This is a genomic window from Flavobacterium sp. TS_SC_5, from assembly GCF_056156265.1.
In genome coordinates this window covers 697,507-722,692 of record NZ_CM149588.1, presented here as the reverse complement: position 1 = coordinate 722,692, position 25,186 = coordinate 697,507, and the positions used below count along the sequence as shown (strand labels likewise).

21 protein-coding genes and 4 pseudogenes are annotated in these 25,186 nt (G+C 33.8%); 5 read left to right on the top strand and 20 right to left on the bottom strand.

What is annotated here, in order from left to right; translation table 11 throughout:
- Nucleotides 1–3: 3 nt before the first annotated feature.
- From AC0J6S_RS03200 to AC0J6S_RS03190, 3 genes are all read right to left on the bottom strand, one after another.
- Nucleotides 4–1,056 carry a flavin monoamine oxidase family protein gene (locus tag AC0J6S_RS03200; protein WP_474955405.1) on the bottom strand — a complete coding sequence of 351 codons (1,053 nt, stop codon included), beginning with the start codon at nucleotides 1,054–1,056 and terminating at the stop codon, nucleotides 4–6.
- A gap of 2 nt (nucleotides 1,057–1,058) precedes the next feature.
- The gene (gene rsmI / locus AC0J6S_RS03195) at nucleotides 1,059–1,772 is read right to left on the bottom strand and encodes a 16S rRNA (cytidine(1402)-2'-O)-methyltransferase (RefSeq protein WP_474955404.1); all 714 of its coding nucleotides are present in this window, start codon (nucleotides 1,770–1,772) and stop codon (nucleotides 1,059–1,061) included.
- A 78-nt stretch (nucleotides 1,773–1,850) separates the two neighbouring features.
- On the bottom strand, nucleotides 1,851–2,900 hold the full coding sequence (locus AC0J6S_RS03190; protein ID WP_474955403.1) for a hypothetical protein: 1,050 nt from the start codon (nucleotides 2,898–2,900) through the stop codon (nucleotides 1,851–1,853).
- 249 nt (nucleotides 2,901–3,149) lie between these two features.
- Here AC0J6S_RS03190 and AC0J6S_RS03185 point away from each other — a divergent pair, with 249 nt between their 5' ends.
- Nucleotides 3,150–3,740, top strand: a complete 591-nt coding sequence (locus tag AC0J6S_RS03185; RefSeq protein ID WP_073352621.1) for a thymidine kinase — start codon at nucleotides 3,150–3,152, stop codon at nucleotides 3,738–3,740.
- A gap of 130 nt (nucleotides 3,741–3,870) precedes the next feature.
- On the opposite strand, the pseudogene AC0J6S_RS03180 reads toward AC0J6S_RS03185, so the two are convergent.
- The 6 genes and pseudogenes from AC0J6S_RS03180 to asnS all read right to left on the bottom strand — a co-directional run.
- Nucleotides 3,871–3,951: pseudogene (locus AC0J6S_RS03180) on the bottom strand (transcriptional regulator); the annotation flags it as partial.
- Nucleotides 3,952–3,983: 32 nt separating this feature from the next.
- The gene (locus AC0J6S_RS03175; protein WP_474955402.1) at nucleotides 3,984–5,354 is read right to left on the bottom strand and encodes an energy transducer TonB; all 1,371 of its coding nucleotides are present in this window, start codon (nucleotides 5,352–5,354) and stop codon (nucleotides 3,984–3,986) included.
- A gap of 84 nt (nucleotides 5,355–5,438) precedes the next feature.
- Entirely contained in the window at nucleotides 5,439–6,191 is a 753-nt protein-coding gene (locus AC0J6S_RS03170) for a hypothetical protein (protein WP_474955401.1), read from the bottom strand.
- An 8-nt stretch (nucleotides 6,192–6,199) separates the two neighbouring features.
- The gene (locus AC0J6S_RS03165; RefSeq protein WP_474955400.1) at nucleotides 6,200–6,460 is read right to left on the bottom strand and encodes a hypothetical protein; all 261 of its coding nucleotides are present in this window, start codon (nucleotides 6,458–6,460) and stop codon (nucleotides 6,200–6,202) included.
- 301 nt (nucleotides 6,461–6,761) lie between these two features.
- A complete protein-coding gene (gene rpoN / locus AC0J6S_RS03160) occupies nucleotides 6,762–8,228 on the bottom strand; it encodes an RNA polymerase factor sigma-54 (RefSeq protein WP_474955399.1) in 1,467 nt (488 codons plus the stop codon).
- Between the two features lie 93 nt (nucleotides 8,229–8,321).
- Nucleotides 8,322–9,757, bottom strand: a pseudogene (gene asnS, locus AC0J6S_RS03155) (asparagine--tRNA ligase).
- A gap of 308 nt (nucleotides 9,758–10,065) precedes the next feature.
- Between asnS and AC0J6S_RS03150 the strand changes: the two are divergent.
- Nucleotides 10,066–10,524: an RNA methyltransferase gene (locus AC0J6S_RS03150; RefSeq protein ID WP_474955398.1), complete on the top strand. Its 459-nt coding sequence runs from the start codon at nucleotides 10,066–10,068 to the stop codon at nucleotides 10,522–10,524.
- Nucleotides 10,525–10,613: 89 nt separating this feature from the next.
- On the opposite strand, the gene AC0J6S_RS03145 is transcribed toward AC0J6S_RS03150, so the two are convergent.
- Complete coding sequence (locus AC0J6S_RS03145) at nucleotides 10,614–13,040, bottom strand: efflux RND transporter permease subunit (protein ID WP_474955397.1); 2,427 nt, start codon at nucleotides 13,038–13,040, stop codon at nucleotides 10,614–10,616.
- Nucleotides 13,041–13,237: 197 nt separating this feature from the next.
- Between AC0J6S_RS03145 and AC0J6S_RS03140 the strand changes: the two are divergent.
- Nucleotides 13,238–15,508 (top strand): annotated as a pseudogene (locus AC0J6S_RS03140) (cation:proton antiporter).
- A gap of 1 nt (nucleotide 15,509) precedes the next feature.
- Nucleotides 15,510–15,840, top strand: a pseudogene (locus tag AC0J6S_RS03135) (DMT family transporter).
- A gap of 241 nt (nucleotides 15,841–16,081) precedes the next feature.
- On the opposite strand, the gene AC0J6S_RS03130 reads toward AC0J6S_RS03135, so the two are convergent.
- From AC0J6S_RS03130 to AC0J6S_RS03085, 10 genes are all read right to left on the bottom strand, one after another.
- Nucleotides 16,082–16,549: a hypothetical protein gene (locus AC0J6S_RS03130; RefSeq protein WP_474955396.1), complete on the bottom strand. Its 468-nt coding sequence runs from the start codon at nucleotides 16,547–16,549 to the stop codon at nucleotides 16,082–16,084.
- Nucleotides 16,550–16,612: 63 nt separating this feature from the next.
- Nucleotides 16,613–17,050, bottom strand: coding sequence for a hypothetical protein (locus AC0J6S_RS03125; protein WP_474955395.1), 438 nt, complete (start codon nucleotides 17,048–17,050; stop codon nucleotides 16,613–16,615).
- Nucleotides 17,051–17,535: 485 nt separating this feature from the next.
- Entirely contained in the window at nucleotides 17,536–17,904 is a 369-nt protein-coding gene (locus AC0J6S_RS03120) for a hypothetical protein (RefSeq protein ID WP_474955394.1), read from the bottom strand.
- 132 nt (nucleotides 17,905–18,036) lie between these two features.
- Nucleotides 18,037–18,654 carry an IS3 family transposase gene (locus AC0J6S_RS03115; protein WP_474956315.1) on the bottom strand — a complete coding sequence of 206 codons (618 nt, stop codon included), beginning with the start codon at nucleotides 18,652–18,654 and terminating at the stop codon, nucleotides 18,037–18,039.
- A 360-nt stretch (nucleotides 18,655–19,014) separates the two neighbouring features.
- Entirely contained in the window at nucleotides 19,015–19,335 is a 321-nt protein-coding gene (locus AC0J6S_RS03110; protein ID WP_474955393.1) for a transposase, read from the bottom strand.
- 567 nt (nucleotides 19,336–19,902) lie between these two features.
- A complete protein-coding gene (locus AC0J6S_RS03105) occupies nucleotides 19,903–20,499 on the bottom strand; it encodes a hypothetical protein (protein WP_474955392.1) in 597 nt (198 codons plus the stop codon).
- 9 nt (nucleotides 20,500–20,508) lie between these two features.
- Nucleotides 20,509–21,771 carry a hypothetical protein gene (locus AC0J6S_RS03100; RefSeq protein WP_474955391.1) on the bottom strand — a complete coding sequence of 421 codons (1,263 nt, stop codon included), beginning with the start codon at nucleotides 21,769–21,771 and terminating at the stop codon, nucleotides 20,509–20,511.
- A 304-nt stretch (nucleotides 21,772–22,075) separates the two neighbouring features.
- The gene (gene frr / locus AC0J6S_RS03095; protein ID WP_474955390.1) at nucleotides 22,076–22,639 is read right to left on the bottom strand and encodes a ribosome recycling factor; all 564 of its coding nucleotides are present in this window, start codon (nucleotides 22,637–22,639) and stop codon (nucleotides 22,076–22,078) included.
- A gap of 112 nt (nucleotides 22,640–22,751) precedes the next feature.
- Nucleotides 22,752–23,459 (bottom strand): UMP kinase, encoded by a 708-nt coding sequence (gene pyrH / locus AC0J6S_RS03090; RefSeq protein WP_315209481.1) that lies wholly within the window; start codon nucleotides 23,457–23,459, stop codon nucleotides 22,752–22,754.
- A gap of 66 nt (nucleotides 23,460–23,525) precedes the next feature.
- A complete protein-coding gene (locus tag AC0J6S_RS03085) occupies nucleotides 23,526–24,305 on the bottom strand; it encodes a patatin-like phospholipase family protein (protein ID WP_474955389.1) in 780 nt (259 codons plus the stop codon).
- Nucleotides 24,306–24,410: 105 nt separating this feature from the next.
- On the opposite strand from AC0J6S_RS03085, the gene AC0J6S_RS03080 reads away from it, so the two are divergent.
- The gene (locus AC0J6S_RS03080; RefSeq protein WP_474955388.1) at nucleotides 24,411–25,010 is read left to right on the top strand and encodes a thioredoxin family protein; all 600 of its coding nucleotides are present in this window, start codon (nucleotides 24,411–24,413) and stop codon (nucleotides 25,008–25,010) included.
- Nucleotides 25,011–25,186: the final 176 nt, after the last annotated feature.

The window sequence follows — 25,186 nt, the reverse complement described above, 5'->3', positions numbered from 1 at the left end:
TTGTTAGAATTGAGAAGCAATTGTTTTCGCGGCAAAAATAGCGCCATCCATATAACCAGGGTTTTGAGTGGCTGTTTCTGCTCCGGAAACATATAATTTATCGTTTAATAATGGTGTTTTAAAAAGCGAATGTCCGTTGTTTTGGTGCGCTAATACGAGTTGTTCATACGGCTGAAATGTAAGCGGTTCTTTCCTCCAAACGTTCTCATAATAGGCTACATAATCCGAAGCTTCTGGCCCAAAGAATGTCGTTAGTTGCGCTATTACTTTTTCTTTGCGTTCTTCAAAGGAAAGTACTGCGGTTCCACCGTTTAAAAATCCTTTCAACGCAAAACTGGAATTATTGGCGGTGCTGTGGTCATACATTTCCTGAATGATGCTTGCTTGGCTGAATAAAGTCCCAGAATAGTTATTCTGTTTCCAAAAAGGAGTTTTATATTCTACAGCGAATTTAATGGATTCGCCCATCCAAGTATGGGTTTTCTTAGCTAATTGTGTGAAATTATCAGGTAATTTGGGTTCAAAAATCACCGAGTTTACAAGCAAATTAGGTGGAATAGTGCTGATTACTTTATCGGCTGAATAACTTGTTCCGCTTGAATCCGTTACTACTAATTGATTATCTTTCTCTTTTATTGCGACTATTTTGGTTTGTGTTTTAATATGTTGCAGACCAATTTCAGAAACTAATTTTTCAATTAGTGTTGCAGTTCCGCCTTTAATGCGAAAAGAAGGTTCTTCAGAATCTGAGATTTCAAATTTTTGCGGCGGCACAAAAGACATCGTTTCAAATAATGAAATGCCCTTTGTATATTGTCTAAAATAAGGGAGTTCTAAAGTGTGGAGTACTTCTAAAAGATGCTGATGTTGATTTCCAAACCAAGTCGCACCCAGTTCCATCGTTACTGCAGTTGTACCTGTTATGGTGTTTATGCGGCCTCCAATTCTGGTATTAGCTTCCAATATAAGAACTTCTATTCCTTTTTTTTGAAGTAAAAAAGCAGTATAAAGCCCACAAAGTCCAGCTCCAATCAGAATAACTTTTTCTTTTTTCATGATTATTCGTCAGCTGAGAATTTAGATTTTTTGGGTTCTTTTGTTATTGGTTTTCCACCTACAACCACAACAATTTCTCCTCGTGGAGCTATTTTTTCAAAATGAGTCAAAACTTCTCGAACTGTTCCGCGAACATTTTCTTCATGTAATTTTGATAATTCTCTACAAACACAAATCGGTCTTTCTTCACCAAAATAAATAATGAAGTCCGCTAATGTTTTTAGTAATTTATGTGGTGAAACATACAAAATCATCGTTCTGGTTTCTTCGGCTAAAGCCAAATAACGGGTTTGTTTCCCTTTTTTGTCAGGTAAAAAACCTTCGAAAACAAATTTATCATTTGGTAAACCACTATTGACTAATGCCGGAACAAATGCTGTTGCTCCAGGCAAACATTCTACTTCAACTCCATTTTCAACACAAGCGCGGGTTAATAAAAAGCCTGGGTCCGAAATAGCAGGTGTCCCTGCATCTGAAATTAAGGCGATATTTTCTCCAGCTTTCAACCTCGAAATTAGATTTTCGATTGTTTTATGCTCGTTATGCATGTGATGGCTGTACATGTGGGTGCCAATTTCGAAATGCTTTAACAATTTTCCGCTCGTACGTGTGTCCTCGGCGAGAATCAAATCGACTTCTTTAAGAATCCGAATCGCTCGAAAAGTCATGTCTTCGAGATTGCCAATAGGCGTAGGAACGATGTATAATTTTGACATAGAGTAAGTAATTAAATACGAAATTTTAAGAAAGTCTGCATTTGTTCAAATGTAGATTCAGAAAAAGTTACAGGATAATTACAAGAATTTTTTCTCTATAATATCCATGAAACGATCTTCATAATCTTGTTTTCCTTGCCAATTGTTGTAGTCTGGTTTTACCATTTCCTGAACAAAATCGCGGGTTTCGTAGAAAGTATCAAAGGTGATAAGTTGACTTAAAACACGGTTGTAATCTTCGCTGCTGTTGCCAAAAAGATGTTTTATAAACGCTAAACGGTCGTTCAAATCGATGTTGATTCCCTTAGCTAATTTATCGTTCAAAGAAACTATTTTTGGCTCCGCTTTTTCAGCAGATTCTGCTGAAATATTTTCTAATTTTGGCTCTTCAGCAGGTAACACTTCTTTGGGAGTTTCAATAACTATTGCAGTTGGAATATTTTCTATTTGCTGTTTTTTTACAAAAAGTGTGTCGTGGTAATTGCTTCCTAATAAATCTTCAAAAGAGATTTGGACCGCTTCCGCTTTCTTAGGAATTTCCAGCTCGGTCTGTACTTCTTTCTCTTGTGATAATTCAAAAGCAGGTTCAAAAGGCGCTTCAGCCTCTATTGTTTCTTCTTCTATTTCCATTTCTGTGTTCGCAACTGCTTCTCGTTCTACCACAGTCTCTTCCTCTTCCTCGCTCGCGTCAATTACTTCGTCTGTTTGTTCCAAAGGCGTTTCACTTGCATCTTCATCTACAGATTCCTCAGTTGCCGTTTCTTCTTCATCGACAGCACTTTCTTCTTCTGTTGTAATAGCTTCTTCTTTCGGTGAAGCAGTTGTTTCTTCGGTTTTTTCCAAAGTCGTTTCAGTAACTTCTTTTATAACAGTTTCTTCAATTACAATTGCTGCTTCTGGTTGAGTCGATTCGGTTTTGTCATAAATAGTTTCTATTTCTTTGCTGATTTCTGTAATGCCAATAGTTGGTTTGGGTTCACTGAAATGTTCGTCCACAAATCGTAAGACAGAAAGTTTTTCATATAGCTTCTGTGTTTCCAGATATAATTGATTGATATCAGATTTATTTTTTAGCTGTAATATTCTGTGTGCAATGCTGATTAAATCGGCTTCCAATTTTTTTTTCATAACTGTTGAAATTATAGGGTGTTAGGCTGGGCTTTTTAGATGCGTTTTTGTATTACCTTTTTATATCGCCCCCACAAAAGGGATTCTTTGTGTACGCGATTTTTATTTTTTTAATTAAGTGCTCGCGAATCTCCGATTTGATATAAATTTTATACTTTTGAAACGACGTAAAAGTATAAAAATTTTAAGTCGGTTTGTCTATTACAAAGTAATAAAAACTATTCATTTTTTAAGTCAGAAAAATACAAAATGTTTCTCGAAAATACAGTAAATCATAAAGAACAATTTGGTTGGATCGAAGTCATTTGTGGCTCCATGTTTTCGGGTAAAACCGAAGAATTGATCCGTCGTTTGAAAAGAGCGCAATTTGCCAAGCAAAAAGTCGAAATTTTCAAACCGGCAATCGATACGCGCTATGATGATGAAATGGTGGTGTCACATGATGCTAACGAAATTCGTTCCACACCTGTTCCTGCTGCTGCAAATATTGCTATTTTGGCGCAGGGTTGCGATGTGGTAGGCATTGACGAAGCACAATTTTTTGATGACGAAATTGTCAAAATTTGTAACGATTTGGCAAATCAGGGAATCCGGGTAATTGTTGCCGGATTGGATATGGATTTTAAGGGAAATCCTTTTGGTCCGATGCCCGCATTAATGGCAACTGCCGAATATGTAACCAAAGTTCACGCCGTATGCACCCGCACCGGAAATCTAGCGAATTACAGCTTTCGTAAAACTGATAATGATAAATTGGTTATGTTAGGCGAAACTGAAGAATACGAACCGTTGAGCCGTGCCGCGTATTATCATGCGATGCGGAAAGATCAGGAGAAGTAAAATCCTCTCCCCAACCCTCTCCAAAGGAGAGGGAGCCGGAACTGGATTGAAATATAAAGTTGTGAAAAAGACAAACCCTTTCAAATTTTTAAATTTTGAAAGGGTTTTTTTAAACTTTCTGGTGGAGTGGTTATAGTTCAATCTGAATTTTTACTTTTCCGCCTAAACCTTTTTCCACAATATCATACAAGGTTTTAAGGGTAAGGTTATTCTATTATTGTTTAAGAAAATGTTTCAATAATTTTAATAGCCATATTCATTTTCATTTGTATTGATTTTTATTGGGAAACTATACAATACTCTAACATTTTCTCCGGTTTTAATTGCGGGTATCCATTTTGGACACATTTTCATGACCCTAATAGATTCTTCTCCAGTACCATAATCCAAATCCTTAATTGCTTTAATATTTGAAACGGAACCATCCTGTTCGATTACAAACTCAACTATAACTTCTCCTTTAATACCTACAAATTCAGTACGATATTTAGAAAATATGAATTTATAAAATTCTTTTATACCTCCTGGAAATTCAGGTTTTGTATCAACTTCTGTAATATTGTAAATTATACCTTTACTTTTGTTATTCTCAATTTCTGCGTTCTTACTGTCAACTTCAGAATTTGTTTGTAATTCAATAATGTCTTTATTTGTTTTAAAAATTAATTCAGGTTCTTTTAAAATAAATTTCTCATTTAAATTTTCGATGTTTATTTGGGTCTCATTTTCATGACTTTTTCCATATATTTTGTAAAAGTCATCATTCACTTTATTGAAGAAGTATTGTATGTCTTCTGCTAGATCAGTTAAATAATATTCTTCTTCGGATATTTTTTCTTCCATTTCATTTTCTCCTGCATCAAATATGACATTTTTAATATTAGCATTAAAATCATCTTTAAAATACGGCATATTGAAATTTTTCCTTTTTGTATTTTTATCAATTATCTTGTTTACATCATTATCAAATCGATCCTGATATTTTTTTTGAGGAAATGGATTTTTATTCAGAGAATTGATATCAATTATGCTGATATTTGGGATATATTTTGTTATTAATTTGCCAGTTGATCTAGTTCGACTTAAATACTTGACTACTATATTGTTTTTAAATTCTGCAAAAATTTCCTTGTCATCACTTAATGAATAATACATCCATTCGCCAATAAAATTACCTCTATTATCTATCTCACCTTTTAAATGTTTTAAGTCTAATTTTACATCTATTAACGTATCATTGCTGTATTTCAATATTTTTAAATCTTGATTTTTTAAATCTTTTGATTTTATTGCATAAGACCAAATACCATTTTTTTTACCATTTAGATAATTACCCTTAGTTAGATATAATTTCTGGTAATAGCTAAGTAGATTATTTGTAAATGTCCATTCGCCATCTCTCATATTATTTTTAAATACACCATTTATAGAAAATTCTTTGTCATCGGAAACATATTTAAAATATCCATCGAAAATTCTTTCATATTCTTTGTTTTCAAAATATTCATATTTTGCAGAACCATATTTATAATGTCCGTCATATATTTTTTTCTCTTGTGAACTTATATTTTGGATTGTTATTATTAATGCAAATAATATTATTTTAGATTTCATAATTTTATTTTTTTATTCAAATACAATAAAGTCTTCATTGTGGCTGTTGTGACTGAAACGAAACTTATGTTAATATAAGATTTTTTAAATTTGTTTTTCTTCTTTCGAAATCAAAACCTCTCTACCGTTAATTATTTTGTAAGTATATTGGTAGCATTTATTTAAATTATCATTTCTTTCTTGTTTAATGAGAATGTCTAAATTAAAATTTCTTTTTTTTGAGAAAATACTGTAAGAATTGTAGCAAAGTCCACCAGAACCATAAAGTATTATATTTTCTCCTTCATAATCTATTTCAGTCATTTCATCGAAATCAATAAAAGGCATGCTTAAAAATTTTTTAGATTCTAATCCTGACCCTTCATTTATTTGATAAGCCCTAAATGTTGCGATTCCTCTTTGTCCATTACCAACTTCAGCAATTAATAATTCTTTCACATTGTCAAAGTCAATATCAGCAAAAAAGAATGGAACATCTGTTGTCCCAAAACTTTCCGAATTATTTATTTTAGAGGATTTGTATTCTAAATTCAATAAATTTTTGTTAAGGCTTTTTATCTCTAAACTGTCTTTGCTATAAGTGAATGGAAGGTTACTTTTTAAAATGCTAAAGTTGTTATTTGTGACAGTATATGTGGTGCTATCTGCAATATTATACAACTCAATTATTGCTGGGCCAATTACGTGATTAGAACATACTATTTTAGGTATCCACGTAGATTTTATTTTGTAACCATTTGTTTCATTAGAATATTCGATTACTACAGTTTTATCCTGTGCTTTTGTGCAACTTGTTAATACAATTAAGCAAATAATTAACAGTAAGTTATTTTTCATCTTTTTAATTATTTGTTCATATATTTAGATATTGCTATTTTTATTTCAAAAATTTCGGTTTTAGAGAAATGATTTCTATCAATACTCTCAATGATCATTCTGTTAAAATCATTCCACGGTAATTCACTTGAACCCCGAACATTAAATCCCCCATTTATTTTATTATCAAATCTATTTCTTATTGAAGAATCGGCTCCATTGTCCCAGCTTGAATCACCCCACTCAATTGAATGGTCATTTGAAATATTTACTTTGTCATTTACTTTCATTTTTATCTAGTTTAAATATTATTGAAAATCACCCATATTATAAATCTATAAAAATATTTTCAACTTTTAAATTGAAATATATAGTCATTTAAATTCGATTATAGCAACAAGCTAAATCTGTTTTCTTATAATATCATATTTTTTTTAAAGTCCATTTGCAAGATGAGTTTTTTTATCCTCATATACAATACCCACTGCTAGTGATATTTAACATATTGTGAAACAGTAAAATTTTTCCCATAAAAAAAGGGGAAACTTGTTTTAAACAAATTTCCCCTTTTTAGTATTTTTAAATTCTAAATTACATCTTCTTCCTCATTCTCGCCACCGGAATATCTAATTGTTCTCTGTATTTTGCAATTGTTCTTCTCGCAATTGGATAGCCTTTTTCTTTAAGAATTTCTGCTAATTGATCGTCAGGAAGTGGTTTTTTCTTGTCTTCTTCCTCAATTGTGTTCTGAAGAATTTTTTTGATTTCCAATGTAGAAACATCTTCGCCTTGATCGTTTTTCATCGATTCCGAGAAGAATTCCTTTATCAGTTTCGTCCCATAAGGCGTTTCCACATATTTGCTGTTCGCCACACGTGAAATCGTCGAAATATCAAGACCTACCATATCGGCAATGTCTTTCAGAATCATCGGTTTCAGTTTAGTTTCATCACCGTCCAGGAAATATTCTTGCTGGTAATGCATTATCGCATTCATAGTTACAAAAAGCGTTTCCTGACGTTGGCGAATCGCATCGATAAACCACTTAGCTGAATCCAGTTTTTGTTTGATAAACTGCACCGCATCTTTTTGTTGCGCCGATTTATCACGGGAATCTTTGTAGGTTTGCATCATTTCCTGATAATCTTTGGAAACGTGCAGGGAAGGAGCATTTCGTCCGTTTAAGGTCAGTTCCAACTCGCCTTCCACAATTCTAATGGCAAAATCAGGAACTACATTTTCCGTCACTTTATTGTTTCCGGTAAAAGATCCGCCTGGTTTTGGATTTAGTTTTTCTATTTCGTGAATAGCTTTTTTAAGTTGCTCATTCGAAACATTGTATTTTTGTAACAGCTTGTCGTAATGCTTTTTGGTAAACGCATCAAACTGATTTTCGATGATATCAGTAGCCAATTCTACGGATTCCGTAGGTGTTTTGTGTTTCAATTGCAGCAATAAACATTCCTGCAAATCACGTGCTCCTACACCGGATGGTTCCAATTCATGAATCACCTGCAACATTTTTTCCACCATTTTTTCATCGGTGTAAATGCCTTGCGTAAATGCCATATCGTCCACCATATCAGCAACACTTCTGCGGATATAACCCATGTCGTCAATACTTCCAACGAGAAATTCAGCAATTTCGCGCTCTTCATCATTTAAGATAAAAGTGTTCAACTGATTGATTAAATCCTGATGAAAACTTACCGGAGCGGCAAAAGGTGTTTCGCGATCTTCATCGTCGTCACTGTAATTGTTAGCCTGCGTTTTATAGTCCGGAGTTTCGTCGTTGCTTAAATATTCATCAATGTTGATGTCTTCGGCGTCAATGCGCTCTGATTCGGCATCATCATAATCGTCATAATCTTCGTTTTCGAACTCGTCCTTTTCATACTCATCTTCTTCTTTTCCGGCTTCCAAAGCTGGATTTTCGTTCATTTCTTCCAATAAACGTTGTTCGAAAGCTTGCGTAGGCAATTGAATTAACTTCATCAGCTGAATTTGCTGTGGAGATAATTTCTGTGATAATTTTAAATTTAAGAATTGCTTTAGCATTTTATATTTTGTTGTTTTTGTTTAAAGTTTCAGGTTTCAAGTTGCCTGAAATACCGGAACTTGAAACTTGAAACGTTGAACTTGAAACTTTTTTTAAAATTCCGCATTCATTGGCGTTCTTGGAAAAGGAATTACGTCACGAATGTTTGTCATTCCTGTTACAAATAATACCAATCTTTCGAATCCAAGTCCAAAACCAGAGTGAACCGCTGAACCGAATCTTCGGGTATCAAGATACCACCATAATTCTTCTTCATCAATTCCTAAGGCTTTCATTTTTTCAACCAAAACATCAAAACGTTCTTCTCTTTGAGAACCTCCCACGATTTCTCCAATTCCAGGGAAAAGGATATCCATTGCGCGAACTGTTTTTCCGTCTTCGTTCAAACGCATATAAAATGCTTTGATATTTGCTGGATAATCAAACAAGATTACCGGACATTTAAAGTGTTTTTCTACCAAATAACGTTCGTGTTCTGATTGTAAATCAGCACCCCATTCGTTGATGATATAGTTGAATTTTTTCTTTTTATTTGGCGTACAATCTCTTAAAATATCAATAGCTTCGGTATATGAAACTCGTTTGAAATTGTTTTCTAAAACAAAGTTTAATTTTTCTAGAAAGCCATTTCACTTCTTTCTGCCGCTGGTTTAGATTTCTCTTCATCCAATAATCGTGTTTCCAAGAATTTTAAATCCTCCGGACATTTGTCCAAGGTGTATTTGATTACATACTGAATAAAATCTTCGGCCAAATCCATGTTATCATTCAAATCATTGAAAGCCACTTCAGGCTCAATCATCCAAAATTCCGCAAGGTGACGTGAAGTATTCGAATTTTCGGCTCTAAACGTAGGTCCAAAAGTATAAATTTGGCCCAAAGCCATTGCAAAAGTTTCTCCTTCCAGTTGTCCCGAAACCGTTAAGTTCGTTTCTTTTCCGAAGAAATCTTCTTTATAATTCACTTTTCCTTCTTCGGTTCTTGGCGTTCCGTCAAATGGCAAAGCAGTAACTTTAAACATTTCACCGGCACCTTCCGCATCCGAACCTGTGATGATTGGCGTGTTCACATACACAAAACCTTTTTCTTGAAAATAACTGTGAACCGCATACGACAATACCGAACGTACTCTCATAATCGCTCCAAACATATTCGTACGAACTCTTAAATGTGCATTTTCGCGCAAGAAATCCAAGCTCGGTTTGTTTTTTGGTTGTATCGGGAATTTCTCTGCATCAGAATCTCCAAGGATTTCCAGTTTAGCTACCTGAATTTCAAATTTCTGTCCGGCACCTTTACTTTCTACCAAAGTCCCTGTTACAGATATTGCTGCTCCAGTCGTAATTCTCTTCAAAGTTTCGTCTGGCGTGTTCTCAAAATCGACAACACATTGTATATTATCAATGGTCGAGCCATCGTTTAAGGCAATAAATTGATTGTTTCTAAAAGTTCTCACCCATCCTTTTGCATTTACTTCGTGAAGCGTCGTGGTACTGTTTAGTAAGTCTTTAACTTTTGTATGTCTCATTTTACGTATATAATTGATATTAAAAATTGTCTCTTGACTGAACTGCAAATATAAATGATTTGTTTGTAAAGTCATTGTAAGAAATAGGGTAATCAGGAGCTATTTCCTGCTATTCGCTATATCTTATACTTTTTAAAGAAAAAAGTAAAAGGATGCCGCTGTTATCAGGGCTAGGTTGTGGTGGAATTTTAGGTTTTCAAACAAAATTAGAAGCTGTCTCAATAAAAATCGACAGTATAAGCAAAAGACTGCAGGTATAAATATTTTAAAAACTTGACAAACCTACTAACAGTTTGTATTTTTGCGCCATGAATGATAATTTTATTGCAGAGTATTTTGGTATCGGGATTCAAAACGGTAAAACTCCTGAGAACTTAGGTGTATTATGGCGAACAGCACAAAACCTCGGTGCAAGTTTCATTTTTACTATCGGTAATCGCTATGCTAAACAGGCTTGCGATACGCATAATGCTGTAAATTCAATTCCTTATTTTCATTATGAATCGTTCGACGACTTCTATAAGAACTTGCCAAAAGGTGCCCGATTGGTAGGTGTCGAATTAGATGAAAACGCAAGTGATTTAGAAATTTTTGAACATCCAAGACGTTGTGTATACCTATTGGGCGCTGAGGATAGCGGGCTATCAAAAGCAGCTATTGCGAAATGTCATTACCTGGTAAAATTCAAATCTGAAAAAAGTTTGAATGTTTCTGTTGCCGGAAGTATTGTTCTTTATGATCGAGGACTAAATAAACCCAGATCATAAAAAAACCGTTTATTATATTCTATTTTAAATCTAATCCTGTCAGGATACAAAAACCTGACAGGATTGGAAAGATTATATTATAATAGGGACTAATTATCCAATTTTTTCTTTTCTAAATCATCAATTTCGGCATCGCTTGGTTCGATGATATCTATTTTGGGTTCGATAAAATCCTGTTCGTTGGCCAGTGTTTTATTCAAGGTGAGAACCAAAGCCGGCAGCAACATCAAATTAGACAGCATTCCGAACAATAATGTCAGTGAAATCAATCCGCCAAGTGCTATTGTTCCTCCAAAACTGGACAACATAAATACTGAAAATCCAAAGAACAGTACGATAGAAGTATAAAACATGCTCAAACCGGCATCGTTAAATGTGGCGTAAACTGATTTGCGGATTTTCCAGTTATTTTTCTTTAATTCCTCGCGGTATTGAGACAGGAATCGCACTGTGTCATCCACCGAAAGGCCAAACGCAATTCCAAAAACCAATATCGTCGATGGTTTCAGTGGAATGTCTAGAAAGCCCATGATTCCTGCGGTTAACATTAACGGCAATAAATTAGGAATGATAGAAACCAACACCATTTTGAACGAACGGAACATAAAAGCCATCAAAAGCGCGGTCAGAAAAAAGGCAAATGCCAGCGACGAAAGCAAATTGTCCAGCAGATATCCGGTTCCTTTCTGGAAAACCAACGCTTTTCCGGTGATGGTCACTTTATACTGATCGGACGGGAAAATTTTATCTGCTTTTTTACGAATTTCGGATTCAATTCTGGCAATATTATCGCCGTTTTCATCGCGCATAAAAGTTGTGATGCGGGCAAATTGACCTGAAGAATCCACGTAGCTTTTCATCAAATTGTCTTTTGAATTTTTGCTGGCATTTTTAGCATATGACAAAATAAACGACTGTTCCTGAGAACTTGGCAATTCGTAATAGTCGGGGTTTCCGTTGTAATACGCTTGTTTCGAATATTTAACCAAATTGACAATAGAAATAGGTTTTGATAACTCCGGAATTTCGTCAATGGTTTCCTCCAGTTCGTCCATACGCCTTAGCGTAGATAATTTCATGACTCCTTTTTTGCGTTTGGTGTCAATCATGATTTCGAGTGGCATCACACCGTCAAACTCTTTTTCGAAGAAAACAATATCTTCAAAAAAGGCTTCTTTTTTCGGCATATCTTCAATCAAACTGCCGGAAATACGCATTTCATAGATTCCCACAATGCTAATTACAAGAAGAACAATCGAAACGACATAAATTGAAAACCGATTGTATTTTACGTTTCTCAGAATCCAATCCATGAAAACCTTCACATAATTACGGTCTAAATGCTCGATGTGACGTTCTTTTGGTGCCGGAATATAACTGTGAAAAATAGGGATAACAATGATACACAAAAAGAAAAGTGCCATGATATTGATAGAAGTAACTACACCAAACTCCAATAATAACTTATTGTTTGAGGCCACAAATGTAGCAAAACCAATTGCTGTGGTAAGGTTTGTCATCAAGGTTGCCATTCCCACTTTGGTGGTGACGCGCTGTAATGCTTTGGCTTTATTATGATGAATTTTGTACTCCTGATGGTATTTATTGGTCAGGAAAATACAATTCGGAATCCCGATAACGATGATTAATGAAGGAACTAAAGCCGTTAAAACCGTGATTTCGTAATTCAATAATCCTAAAAATCCAAACGACCACATCACGCCAATAATAACAATAATCATTGATATTAATGTCGCTCTAAAACTTCTAAAAAAGAAAAAGAAAAGCAGTGAAGTGACTAATAATGAGGCGCCAATAAAGATGCTTATTTCATCCGTTATAGTTTTTGCGTTCAGCGTTCGGATATACGGCATTCCCGAAACACGCAGGTCGATTCCGGTTTCTTTTTCGAATGTTTCTACAGCAGGAACTAATTTGTCAAGAACAAAATCTTTTCTCGCCGCCGTGTTTACAATTTTTTTATCCATGTAAACCGCAGAGCGAATGCTTCCCGATCTTTTGTTGAAAAGCAATCCTTCGTAAAAAGGCAAATCATTGAATAATTCTTTTCTTATTTTTTGAAGATATGCCGGGTCAACAGTTTTGCTTTGGTCCACAAAAGGAACCAGTTCAAAGGTTTCCAGCGATTCATTTTTTTGTAATTTCTTTAAGTCATTGAGCGAAACGACTAAATCAACCGCTTTGTCTCCTTTCAGCGTATTCATCATTTTACTCCAAGAAGCGTAGGCTTTTGGGGTGAATATGGCGTTGTCTTTTACACCGATGATGACCAAATTCCCTTCTTCACCAAATTTATTCAGAAAGGCGTTGTATTCGATATTTACAATATTATCATCCGGTAATAAATTGGCTTCTGTAAATGTGAAGTGGATATTTTTCCATTGTAGTGCTAAGAGCGCAGTTATCGCAACAATAATGGATAACATTAAAATTCTATTTCTAAGGACAATTCGGGCAATTAACTCCCAAAATCCCAAACTAAACCACTTGATCATATTTGATGTTTAACGGCTGCAAAGGTAGTTAAAACCGCTATAAATCATTTGATTTAACGGAAACTTTTTAGAAGTATATGCCAATATTAACGCAACTTTATTTTATTTGCAATTAAATATTTTTTTGAGATATAATTGATACATTTGAATTCTCATCGTGATGGTTCACAGTTGAAAATGCTGACATAAAATAGTATATGAAGAATTATAAAAATACAGTTTTTTATTTGGTGATAACCGGCGGTTTTACTGCATTGATGTATTGGATTATAACCAAAGGAAAACGTTTAGAAGTAGCAGAAACAATTGTTACACATGAAAGCGGAAAAGGTTCCTGGGGCGATTTTTTAGCTTCTATGCAGCATAATTTTCAGGATCCTTTGGCTATTCTTTTGGCACAAATTATAACAATTATTCTTGTTGCCCGTGTTTTTGGCTGGATTTTCAAGAAAATTGGTCAACCCTCAGTAATCGGAGAGATTATCGCGGGAATTGTGCTCGGGCCTTTCCTTGTTGGGATTGTATTTTCCGGAATTTTCTTTAGCTTTATTTCCCGCTGAGTCCTTAGGGAATTTAAAATTTTTGAGCCAGATAGGATTAATCCTTTTTATGTTCGTCATCGGAATGGAACTTGATTTGAAAGTACTGAAAAATAAAGCCAATGAGGCGGTGGTCATCAGTCATGCCAGTATTGTTATTCCTTTTGCTCTTGGAATAGGACTAGCATACTTTGTGTACAATCGATTTGCTCCCGAAGGTGTTAAATTCCTTTCCTTTAGTTTGTTTATGGGAATTGCGTTGAGTATCACCGCATTTCCGGTTTTGGCCAGAATCGTGCAGGAACGAGGAATTCATAAAACGAAACTTGGTGCGATTGTCATTACTTGTGCTGCTGCCGATGATATTACGGCTTGGTGTATTCTGGCGGTGGTAATTGCCATCGTTAAAGCAGGAACTTTTGTTAGTTCGCTATATATTATTATGTTGGCAGTACTTTATGTTATCGCTATGATATATATTGTAAAGCCATTTCTAAAGCGAATTGGAGATTTATATGGTTCAAAAGATACTATTATCAAACCGGTTGTGGCCATCTTTTTTTGGTGCTTATTATTTCATCGTATGCTACTGAAGTGATCGGAATTCATGCCTTATTTGGTGCGTTTATGGCTGGAGCTATTATGCCAGATGTTCCAAAATTCAGAACGATATTCATAGAAAAAGTAGAGGATGTGGCGTTGATTCTTTTGTTGCCTTTGTTCTTCGTATTCACGGGTTTGAAAACTGAAATTGGTCTTCTTAACGATCCGTATTTATGGAAAGTGACCGGTTTTATTATTTTGGTGGCCGTGGTGGGGAAATTTCTGGGAAGTGCTTTGGCAGCCAAATTTGTTGGTCAGAGTTGGCGTGACAGTTTGACCATTGGTGCCTTGATGAACACTAGGGGTTTGATGGAATTGATTGTTTTAAATATTGGATTAGAGCTTAAAGTTTTGACCCCTGAAGTGTTTACCATGATGGTAATTATGGCGCTGGTCACTACTTTCATGACGGGACCGGCTTTGGATTTAATCAATTACATCTTTAAAACGAAAGATGGAGTTGAAGTTTTGGAACCGACAAACCATAATAAATACCGAATTCTAATTTCTTTTGGTAACAATGAAAAAGGAAAATCCTTGTTGCGATTGGCCAATAGTTTGGTAAAAAAACAGAAAAGTACTTCCAGTATCACCGTGATGCATTTGTCTTTAAGTGATGAGGTGCATACTTTTAACATGGAAGACAAAGAAAAAAATAGTTTTTATCCCATTGTTGAAGAATCCCAACTGCTGAAACAGGACATCACCACCATTTTTAAAGCAACGATGGATATTGAAACTGAGATTGCTGATGTCGCTAATCAAGGCGATTATGATTTGTTATTGATAGGTTTGGGAAAATCAATATTTGAAGGTACCATTCTTGGAAAAGTAATTGGTTTTACAACCAGAATCATCAATCCGGATCGTTTGATCGATAAGTTTACAGGAAAAGAAGGCTTGTTTGAAAACTCTCCTTTTGACGAAAGAACGAGACAGATTATTTCTAAAACCAAGATGCCAATTGGGATTTTGATTGATAAAGATTTGCAGCATGTAAACCATGTTTTTATTCCTATTTTTAGTCCCGAAGATTCGTTTGTGATTGATTATATTCAGAAATTAGTGTACAATAATAACTCAAAAATTGTCATTTTGGATATAAATGGACATCTTACGACGAACTTTGTAATGAACAGCGCTATTGATTCTTTGGAACAAAAATACCCAAACAATATAGTTCTGATATCTGATAAAATTATTAAAGAGGAATTTTTGGCGCAGCAGGATTTAATGCTGATTAGTCTCGAAAGTTGGAAAGAACTAGTGGATTCAAGAAGTGATTGGTTGAGTGGCGTTCCGTCGGTATTAATTTTAAAACATTAAAATGAATTGGATTTTATTAATTATCGGCGGTCTTTTTGAAGTGGGTTTTGCCACTTGTTTAGGCAAAGCCAAAGAAACTTACAGGAATGGCATCAACATTATGGTTGGGCGGATTTTTGGTTTGCCTAGCAATAAGTATGGTCTTGCTTTACAAAGCTACGCAAACATTGCCTATAGGAACTGCTTATGCGGTTTGGACGGGAATAGGGGCAGTAGGAACAGTTCTTGTTGGAATTTTTGTATTTAAAGAACCAGCTGATTTTTGGCGAATCTTTTTCATCACCACATTAATCAGTTCTATTATTGGATTGAAATTCGTTTCGAGTCATTAAAAGGAAATTCAATCTTTTGAAATAAAAAATCCGTCTCGTTAGTTTAACGAGACGGATTTTTAAGATAATTTGAAGTAGATTTAGACTTTCATGATTTCGGCTTCTTTCCCGCTCGTGAACACAATGTAATCAAACCATATTTCAAAATTTTTTAAATACAGGCACAAACCAAAATAATAGTATCCATTAACAATCATCATGAGCTAGACGCTCGCGTCAGAGGAGTAGTAAATCTATTAATTTATTCTTCGAGTAAGTAGTACGTCTTCCATTTTAAATGCGTACCATCATTTAATTTATGAATTATATAAACGCTATTAGTGGATTGATAGTTGTTATTTTGGAATTCTTTTAGTGTTATATAATTTAATCCCTTTAAAGTCTTTAGCTTTTCTGGTTTTATTCCTTTAGGAGAAAAAACAGTAGAGCTGTAAAGAGAGAATATAAATGTAGGGATACCAAGACTAGTTGCAAGACCATTTTTAGACTTTCTAATTCCTTCCTCCCTAGCTATCTTTGTTGCATAGCCCTTTAAGTAAAAGCTAAACTGAGCTTCAGTCCTTGTTTTATTTATATGGTAATTTGCTACAGACTTATCATTTAAATTAATTAATACTGTAGTTAGTTTTTGATTATCTGCTTCTTGAGAAAATGACAAACAAAAAAATCCAAGGCAGAAAATAGAGATTATTTTTTTTATTGTTGACATGGTGGATTTGAATTTTGAAAATTAATAATTATTACCAAATCATAGTAAGTAAATAATGTATTTTCAGTTTAGGCTGTATGTTTTCCATTTTAAATAAGTTCCATCATTTAGTTTATGAATAATATATGTTGGAGAAGTTGTTTTGTAGTTATTTTCTCTAAATTGTTTAACCGTAATGTAGTCAATACAAACTAAGGATTTTAATTTCTCTGGTTTTGTATCAAAAACATAAAAACCAATCGAAAAACGTGGCAAACCAGCACTGTTTTCCTCAATGAGATTTTTATAATGTTCATTCATAGCTTTATCTCTGGATTTCTTTGTTTGATATTCTATTATATGTATATTAAAAAAGGCAGTAGTGGTGTCTTTATCAATATAATATTCTTTTAAGGCTTTATCATTAATATCTAAAAAAATCGTCGTTTTCTGTTGATTTGATTTTTGTGCAAAAGAAATGCAGCAGAAGCTTAATAATAGAAGGGCTGTTTTTACTGACATGGTGTGTTGTTTTTTATAAAATCAAAATAAATTTTTAAAATTTTCACTCTTTCCACTTGAGGAATAGCCGCCCAAGCTGCTGTAGGTTGCGGTGGTAATCCTGTATTGTAATTTATATCTTCCCGTCCTACGAAGTCTTTTGACTTCGTAATTATTTAAACGATTCCTGATAGGTAAACATACTAAAAGTCTTCCGGCTTTTTGTGAAAAAGTTTTATAAAATCTCGAGGTTACTTTTCAATTCATAGATCTTACAATAGGTAAAACAAAAAACGCTACAAAACAACCAAACAGCTATTTTGTAGCATTTTATATCCATTACAAAGCAGATTTTTTTAAAGCTATCTAAGGGAAAAGTCGTGAAACCTTCATTGCTTTTACGTTTTTCAACGACTCTCATATTCGTAAAGTCATGAGATTTTGCGAAGCTCAAAACAATAACTTATTCACTCTTCTTATAGCAAGGGATTTTTCGGAGCTTTTTATTAATTGCATTCTACTGTTCTTAATAAATAATCAGCGTAATAGTATCTATTTTTATATAATATTAAGAAGAGATAGTGTTTTTCAGGCCTATCACTTATGATTATTTGCTCTAATTGAATATTGTTCTTAATATTTTTCAACGTTTTATTTTTTAATTTGAAATTGGAATTAACAGCAGTATTGAAATAGATTTTCCTTTTCCCAATTAGAATATTAAATCCAGATATTTCTTTTATCCCATAATGCGTCCTATATATTACGGCATCAAATTTATTATTGAATTCAAAAATGATAGTATCACTTGGTTTTTTTTGTGAAAAAACGTGACCAAATAAGAGCAATAAAAATAGTGTAACTAAATTTTTCATAATTTAAATTTTTTATTTACAATTTTGTTTTGCACTCAGATAGCATGTATTATATAAGTTCTCTCGTCCTGAAAAAAGGTTACATATTTACACTTAATCCAAAAATAGATTTACAATTCATTTTTAGTCCTGTTATTGGTTTACAATAATAGGGTTTTTTACATAATAATTCTTCCATAATTTTTCTGCGATTATATTGTTTTGATGTACTTGATTCGGTGTAAGATTACCTATACTCATATGTGGTCTTTCATCATTATAAAGTTTAATAACGGCATCCAATAATTCTTTGGCTTCTGGTATGTCATCGACCTGATAATCATTTAAGTATTCTTCTTTTATAATCCCATTGACTCGTTCTGCTATTGCGTTTTCTAAAGGATCTCCATTCTCTGTCATACTTATACCAATATTATTGGTTTCTAATAACTTCACATATTCAGTACTACAATATTGTGTCCCTCTATCTGAATGATACATTAATTGTAATGATTTTTTATGCTCCGTTGAAAGACTTAGAATTGCCATTTCTAAAGCCTGAATAGTTTCAGATGTTTGCAAACTATCTCCTAAATGATAGCCGATAATTTTTCTAGAATATGCATCGGTAACAAAACTGATATATAGAAAACAGTCTTTAATCTTCCAATAAGTAATATCACTTACCCACAATTGATTGGGAGTACTAGGAACAAAGTTTCGAATAAGATTTGGATATTTCTTGAATCTATGGAATGAATTGGTCGTTATAGTCTGTTTTTTCTACGTCTAACTAAAAGATAATTAGCGGATAAAACATCAAACAACCTATCTCTTCCCATTTTTATCTGATGCTCTAATAAGAAAGGTTGTAAAAGTTCATATAACTTTCTTCCTCCCATATGACGATGATTTTTTTCTGATTTTTAATACCTCACAAACAATTAATTCATCTTCAAAAACAAGTTGTTCTTGATACCAAAAATGTTGATAATATGCCTGTCGAGTTACACCAAGTAATTGGCAAAATTTGCCTAAACCAATTTTAGGATAATTGTGTTTCATCTCCTGAATTACTTGGTATTGGACTTTTTACAATTTTGATTTTAAATTCCTGTTCAGCTATCTCAATCATTTTTCGATAAGCTCAGCTAAAAGTCGAGCTTCTTTAAGTTCTCTTTGTAACTGTGATACAGATTCTTCTAATTCTCTATCAGATAATTTGTTTGTTTGATCTTTCATTCTAGGCAAAGGTACAATACTGGGAGTTGAATAATCATATCCAATATCTCTTAACCAATATGTTAAGCGTGAATTGCCGATATTATACTTATGTTCAATTTCTCGCCTTGTTGATGTTCCAGTTAAAAATTCATTACAAACAAACCTTTTAAATTCTTCACTATATTTTGATTGCCATTTTGATGAAGATTCTTTTGAATATCTTTCCATAATTTTACACTTTTGTGTAAACCTATTTTCGGACAAGACATCTATATTGTAACATACTTTAATTTTTAAATACTACCACAAATCAAAATTATATTAATCAGTAACTAGCATCACGAGTGGGACGCTTGCGCCAAATGTTATTATGTTTAGGAATAACCCCCATGATTTTGTCATTCCGACGAAGGAGGAATCTCAACAAACGTGAGCAACAAACAGAGATTCCTCCTTCGTCGGAATGACAAATAAACTCTTAACCTTATGACATTCCGCGCGAACGTCCCGCTCGTTAACACAAACTATATTGTAACATACTTTAATTTTTAAATACTACCACAAATCAAAATTATATTAATCAGTAACGAGCATCACGAGTGGGACGCTTGCGCCAAATGTTATTATGTTTAGGAATAACCCCCATGATTTTGTCATTCCGACGAAGGAGGAATCTCAACAAACGTGAGCAACAAACAGAGATTCCTCCTTCGTCGGAATGACAGAAAAAAAACTTCTGTTATTTTTAAATAATTGCACCCAACAGGTTAGTAGATATTTTATCGATAAGAAAAATCAATAATAAGCCAATCTATACATTCCAATTTTTTTCCACTGACCCTTTATTCTTTCCATTAAAATTACAGTAGTACTACCCTCTAGTAAACTGAAAGGAAAATAAGTGTAGTTTATAAGTGCAAACTTACCATTTGAGGTCAATATAGGTTTTGAGAGTTTTATAGCTGCAGCGAGGTGTTCTGTTCCTTTATGTAAAACAACAAAGTCTGACCTCTTTTCGTTTTTGTCAAGAATCTTTATTGATTTGTTTCTAATGTCTTTTCTGCTCCATTGGTAGGAAATAGTATCATTTTTGTATTTATCTTTTAATAATTGTATTTCAGCGGAATCTATGGGCCAGTAGTAAGGACGTTTACCCACAGGTTCTATTCTAACTTTTGTTACGTCTTCAGGATTATCTTTATCCAAAAAGGCCTTCTCGTAGTATTCTAGGGGCATTCGTCTTGTAGTAGCCTCTTTTATTAGTATTTTAATAGCTTCCTGTCCTATAAATTCTTCATTAATAAAATCGTTTACAACTTGTAATTCTATATTTCTTGAAGAAGAACAGGAAATAAAAAGTAAACAAAACGAGAAATAAATATAATTTTTCATATGGATAATTTAATTGCAAGGTTTTCCTTGTGGTTCTTGTATGCCCAATGTTGTGTTGTTATCCTCTGCAAGGCGTGTGTGTGCTATTCTCTTTCTTTCTTCATAATTAGGAGCATTATAATCGTTAGGATATTTATCCTCGAATAGTTGAGTTCCTTTTAATGTTGACATTGCTAAATCTTGATATAATTGGCTTGCTTCAGTTTTTACAGGAACGTTTGTGTGAAATTCTTGTAGCGCATTAGCCATTATATCTAAATAACTTTCAAACATTTGACTATGATGAGGATCCGTGGTGCCTACGTAATTATTCGCAGCATATTTCATAAACAAACAATCATAGTTGTCTAAAGCGCAAACATCTCCATTATTTTTATAATCATCGTACAGAGACATAAAATGGGCATGAATCAACTCATGTACAAGCACTGATGCAATTGCCAAAGTAGTAGGAGGTCGATTGTTGTTGCCTGTTCCGTTTATATATGTTTCTCTTATAGTGATAACGTAATTGTTTTTAGATCCATCAAGCTTTGTGTCTGCAATAGCATCAGGATCTTCTGGAGTACCTAGAATAATTCGAATGTTATAGACTCCGTCTTTTGGTATTCCAAATTTCTCAAATATGTCTGCGATATTGCTTTCTGATAAATTTTTTAGTTGACTGATAATTTTTACAAGACAAGGTGGCAGCTTACTATCATCAATTCGATCCACTATGTCCTGAGCTGTAACTTCTGCGCTACTGGGGCTATCACCACCACTTCCCATGGAATTCCAACTAATGCTTATTGGCACTTCTTTGCCCATCTCATTCAAGGAAACAAAAGTACTCGGATCTTTGTAGCTATTGATTACTATTACTTCATGTAAAATACTACCATCAATGGTTCTAGTTGTACTTTGAGTTCCATTTTGTCCTGTTTTATTCCCTTTTTTTGGTGCCAAATCTGTGATATACTTATTGTTTTTTAATTTATAAGCTCTTATGAAATCACCATTCAACCTCGTCATAACTATTATACCATCAAAAGAATTTTTAGTAGAGAATGCTGCTGTGAATTCATTATAGATCATGGTCTTTATTGTGTCTCCAATTCTTAAAATCAAAGCACGACTGCGGTGATTTTGTATTTTCGTTTTGATAGGAATAACTATTAGTAATTCTGAAGTGTTGGTTAGTTGTTCTTGCGTAATTTTTTCAAAATCAAAATCAAGATTGAAATTTGTAGTTTTTGCAATAGTATTGGATGAAGTGTTTTGATTTCTCAAAAATAAAATTGCTTCGTTTTTAGATACTGTTTTAATGTTTGATTTATTTTGTAATACAGACTCTTCTATACTACAAGATTGCAAAAAGCATAGGACTAACCCAATAAAAAGGACATGGACTTTCCGCTTTAATTCAAACGTTTGTTTGTTTGTTTGTTTTCATAAAATGTTTAGTTCGTTTATATTTCATAAAAATAAGAAGTATTCTACAAGCTACAATACCCACTTTTAGTGATATTTACCAAAACTAAAAACCCGTCCAATTACAATAACAGGACGGGTTTTAATATAATTTGAAAGGGAATTACACCTTCATAATTTCAGCTTCTTTCACTACCAAAAGTTCATCAATTTTTCGAATGAACGTATTGGTTAAGTTTTGAACTTCTTCCTCGGCACTTTTACAAATGTCCTCAGATGTCCCGTCTTTTTCAAGTTTTTTAATTTCGGTATTGGCATCCTTCCGTGCATTTCGAATACCTACTTTAGCATCTTCAGCTTCTACTTTGGCTTGTTTGGCAAGGTCGCGTCTTCTTTCCTCAGTCAATGCAGGAACGCTAATGATAATTACATCACCGTTGTTCATAGGATTAAAACCAATATTTGCCACCATAATTGCTTTTTCAATTACGTGCAGCATATTTTTTTCAAAAGGTTGCAATGTGATTGTTCTGGCATCAGGAACACTGATTTTTGATACCTGCGAAAGTGGCGTTGCAGATCCGTAATAATCTACAAAAACACTTCCAAGCATTGCTGGAGATGCTTTTCCCGCACGGATATTCAAAAATTCTTTTTCTAAATGCGCAATAGAACCTGTCATGGATTCCTTGGTACTATCTAATATAAATTCAATTTCTTCAGTCATAATTTAGATTTTTAGATTTTTAGACTTATTACGTTTTTAGATTTTTTTAGATTTTTAGTGTTGCTAATCATCTTGTTTGTCTATCTAAAAATCTAAGGAGTCTAACAGTCTATTATATATTTACTACAGTTCCTATATTTTCTCCTTCGCAGATTTTCAATAAGTTTCCTACTTTATTCATATCGAAAACAACGATTGGTAATTTATTTTCCTGGCTTAATGTAAATGCAGTCGTATCCATTACATTCAATCCTTTTTTAAGGACATCTTCAAATGAAATAAAATCGAATTTCACAGCTGATGCATTTTTTTCTGGATCGCAATCATACACACCATCTACGCGAGTTCCTTTTAGAATCACATTGGCATTTATTTCAATACCACGTAAAACCGCTGCAGTGTCCGTTGTGAAATACGGATTTCCGGTTCCGGCTCCAAAAATTACAATTCTTCCTTTCTCAAGGTGACGATCTGCTCTTCTTTTAATATATGGTTCTGCTATAGACTCCATTTTCAACGCCGTTTGTAAACGGGTTTTCATTCCTTTTTCTTCCAGCGCGCCTTGTAATGCCATTCCGTTGATTACCGTTGCCAGCATTCCCATATAATCGCCTTGTACTCTATCCATCCCTGCACTCGCGCCGGCAACTCCTCTAAAAATATTCCCACCGCCTATTACAATTGCTATTTCTACTCCTTTTTCATGAATTTGCTTGATCTCATCAGCATATTCAGCAAGTCTTTTTGGGTCAATTCCGTATTGCAAGTCGCCCATTAAAGCTTCGCCACTTAGTTTCAGAAGGATTCTTTTGTATTTCATGTGTGTGTTGAGTTGTTTGGTGCAAATATAGAATATTATTTTTTTTAAAATAATGTTGCCTAAATTTTATAAAGTAAGTTTTTCGTAGGATTTTTTAGCGGCTTCATAACCAATGTTAAAAACCGCATTCATCTTTACTTTACTGGTTTCAAAGGTGCTATAAATACATAAATCCTTGGGTTCTATCACCCAATCACAAATATTAAATTTATGCATATTTGAATTTGCCGAAAGAATATCAAAAGCGCGAGTGGTCACTGCCTTGATGGAACGCAAATCTTTGGCTTCAATTTTCTGAATAGGACTTACATAAACTCCTATGACAGTATCACATTGTCCTTGCAGAATATCAGTGGGAAAATGATTTAAAATCCCGCCGTCACTGTATATACTCCCTTCGATTTCATACGGCGACAGAATTCCCGGAAAGGCAGAAGAGGCCAAAATGGCATCGACGATTTTTGTGTTGGGACCAAATACTTTTAATTTTCCCCGAACCATATCGGTTGCTGTAATTTGAATCGGAATTTTCAAATCGCTCAAAACGGCATCGCCAAAAATACTGTGAAAATAAATGCGGAAGGATTCGGAATCAATTAGTCCAGCTTTTTTAAACGTGAAGTGTTTCCAATGAAAAAGATAAATGGATTTGAAAAATTCCAAAATTTCTTCAGGTGTTTTTCCCCAAGCATACAAGGCACCTACGATTGATCCCGCGCTAGTTCCCGCAATTTGACACGGTTTGATGTCTTGTTCTTCCAGAAATTTAATCACCCCAGCATGTGCTAACCCTTTAGATCCACCACCGGAAAGTACTAATCCTATCGATTTTGTTTTTAAATCCATCTTAACTATTTGTTATAAAATTACTCTTTTTGTCGAATTGAAAGTGACAGATATCATATTTATGCTCCATTTTTATGGTAACTTTGTGAAAATAAATAATTCATTATGAAAATTCCAGTAGCCAAAGCATTGTTTAATAGCCATTCGTATCCAGAATATAGAAAACTTATTTCAGATTTATTACTTGAAAAAAAATCAACCGGTGACGAACAATCAGAAGATTTAACACAGTATAGTGAACTGAATGAAACCCGAATGCATCGTCTTGATAAAACGATTCAAATATCAGAAGAGATTATTCAGAAATTAAAATCCTTGAAAAGCGAATATATTTGGTTAGTGATTTCTGAAGGTTGGTGTGGAGATGCCGCTCAATTATTGCCAATTATCAATAAGATGGCAGTAGAATCCGGCAAAATTGATTTAAGAATTGTGTTGCGCGATGAAAATGAAGAATTGATGAAGTTATTTTTAACCAATAAAAAGCAAGCGATTCCAATACTGATTGTCGTAGATAAAGAAACGGGAAGTGTGCTGGGAAATTGGGGTCCGAGACCTAAAGCTGCCGCGAATTTAGTTGTTGATTATAAAAAAGAATTTGGTGTTATTGATGAAACTTTAAAAACTAACTTGCAATTATGGTATTTGCACGATAAAGGAATCAGTACTCAAGATGAAATAATTAATTTAATGCAGACGCTATAGTTAAAATTCAAACTGCGTGTAAACTTCTTAAAATCAAACAATTAATTTTTTTGTAATTAAAAAAATTGTATATTAGTAATCTGAAAACCAAGTCTGCTATTTGATTTACTTTTTTGTTGGTGTTTAAAAATATTGTTTAACAATTTAAATAACATCGCTATGAAAAAGCTATTTGA

Coding starts and splice junctions, on each gene's coding strand:
- AC0J6S_RS03120 (WP_474955394.1), bottom strand. CDS start 17,904: ATGAAAAATTTAGTTACACTATTTTTATTGCTCTTATTTGGTCACGTT.
- AC0J6S_RS03200 (WP_474955405.1), bottom strand. CDS start 1,056: ATGAAAAAAGAAAAAGTTATTCTGATTGGAGCTGGACTTTGTGGGCTT.
- rsmI (WP_474955404.1), bottom strand. CDS start 1,772: ATGTCAAAATTATACATCGTTCCTACGCCTATTGGCAATCTCGAAGAC.
- AC0J6S_RS03145 (WP_474955397.1), bottom strand. CDS start 13,040: ATGATCAAGTGGTTTAGTTTGGGATTTTGGGAGTTAATTGCCCGAATT.
- AC0J6S_RS03085 (WP_474955389.1), bottom strand. CDS start 24,305: ATGGATTTAAAAACAAAATCGATAGGATTAGTACTTTCCGGTGGTGGA.
- AC0J6S_RS03105 (WP_474955392.1), bottom strand. CDS start 20,499: ATGAAAAATTATATTTATTTCTCGTTTTGTTTACTTTTTATTTCCTGT.
- AC0J6S_RS03185 (WP_073352621.1), top strand. CDS start 3,150: ATGTTTCTCGAAAATACAGTAAATCATAAAGAACAATTTGGTTGGATC.
- AC0J6S_RS03165 (WP_474955400.1), bottom strand. CDS start 6,460: ATGAAAGTAAATGACAAAGTAAATATTTCAAATGACCATTCAATTGAG.
- pyrH (WP_315209481.1), bottom strand. CDS start 23,459: ATGAAATACAAAAGAATCCTTCTGAAACTAAGTGGCGAAGCTTTAATG.
- rpoN (WP_474955399.1), bottom strand. CDS start 8,228: ATGCTAAAGCAATTCTTAAATTTAAAATTATCACAGAAATTATCTCCA.
- AC0J6S_RS03080 (WP_474955388.1), top strand. CDS start 24,411: ATGAAAATTCCAGTAGCCAAAGCATTGTTTAATAGCCATTCGTATCCA.
- AC0J6S_RS03130 (WP_474955396.1), bottom strand. CDS start 16,549: ATGTCAACAATAAAAAAAATAATCTCTATTTTCTGCCTTGGATTTTTT.
- AC0J6S_RS03125 (WP_474955395.1), bottom strand. CDS start 17,050: ATGTCAGTAAAAACAGCCCTTCTATTATTAAGCTTCTGCTGCATTTCT.
- frr (WP_474955390.1), bottom strand. CDS start 22,639: ATGACTGAAGAAATTGAATTTATATTAGATAGTACCAAGGAATCCATG.
- AC0J6S_RS03190 (WP_474955403.1), bottom strand. CDS start 2,900: ATGAAAAAAAAATTGGAAGCCGATTTAATCAGCATTGCACACAGAATA.
- AC0J6S_RS03110 (WP_474955393.1), bottom strand. CDS start 19,335: ATGGAAAGATATTCAAAAGAATCTTCATCAAAATGGCAATCAAAATAT.
- AC0J6S_RS03175 (WP_474955402.1), bottom strand. CDS start 5,354: ATGAAATCTAAAATAATATTATTTGCATTAATAATAACAATCCAAAAT.
- AC0J6S_RS03170 (WP_474955401.1), bottom strand. CDS start 6,191: ATGAAAAATAACTTACTGTTAATTATTTGCTTAATTGTATTAACAAGT.
- AC0J6S_RS03150 (WP_474955398.1), top strand. CDS start 10,066: ATGAATGATAATTTTATTGCAGAGTATTTTGGTATCGGGATTCAAAAC.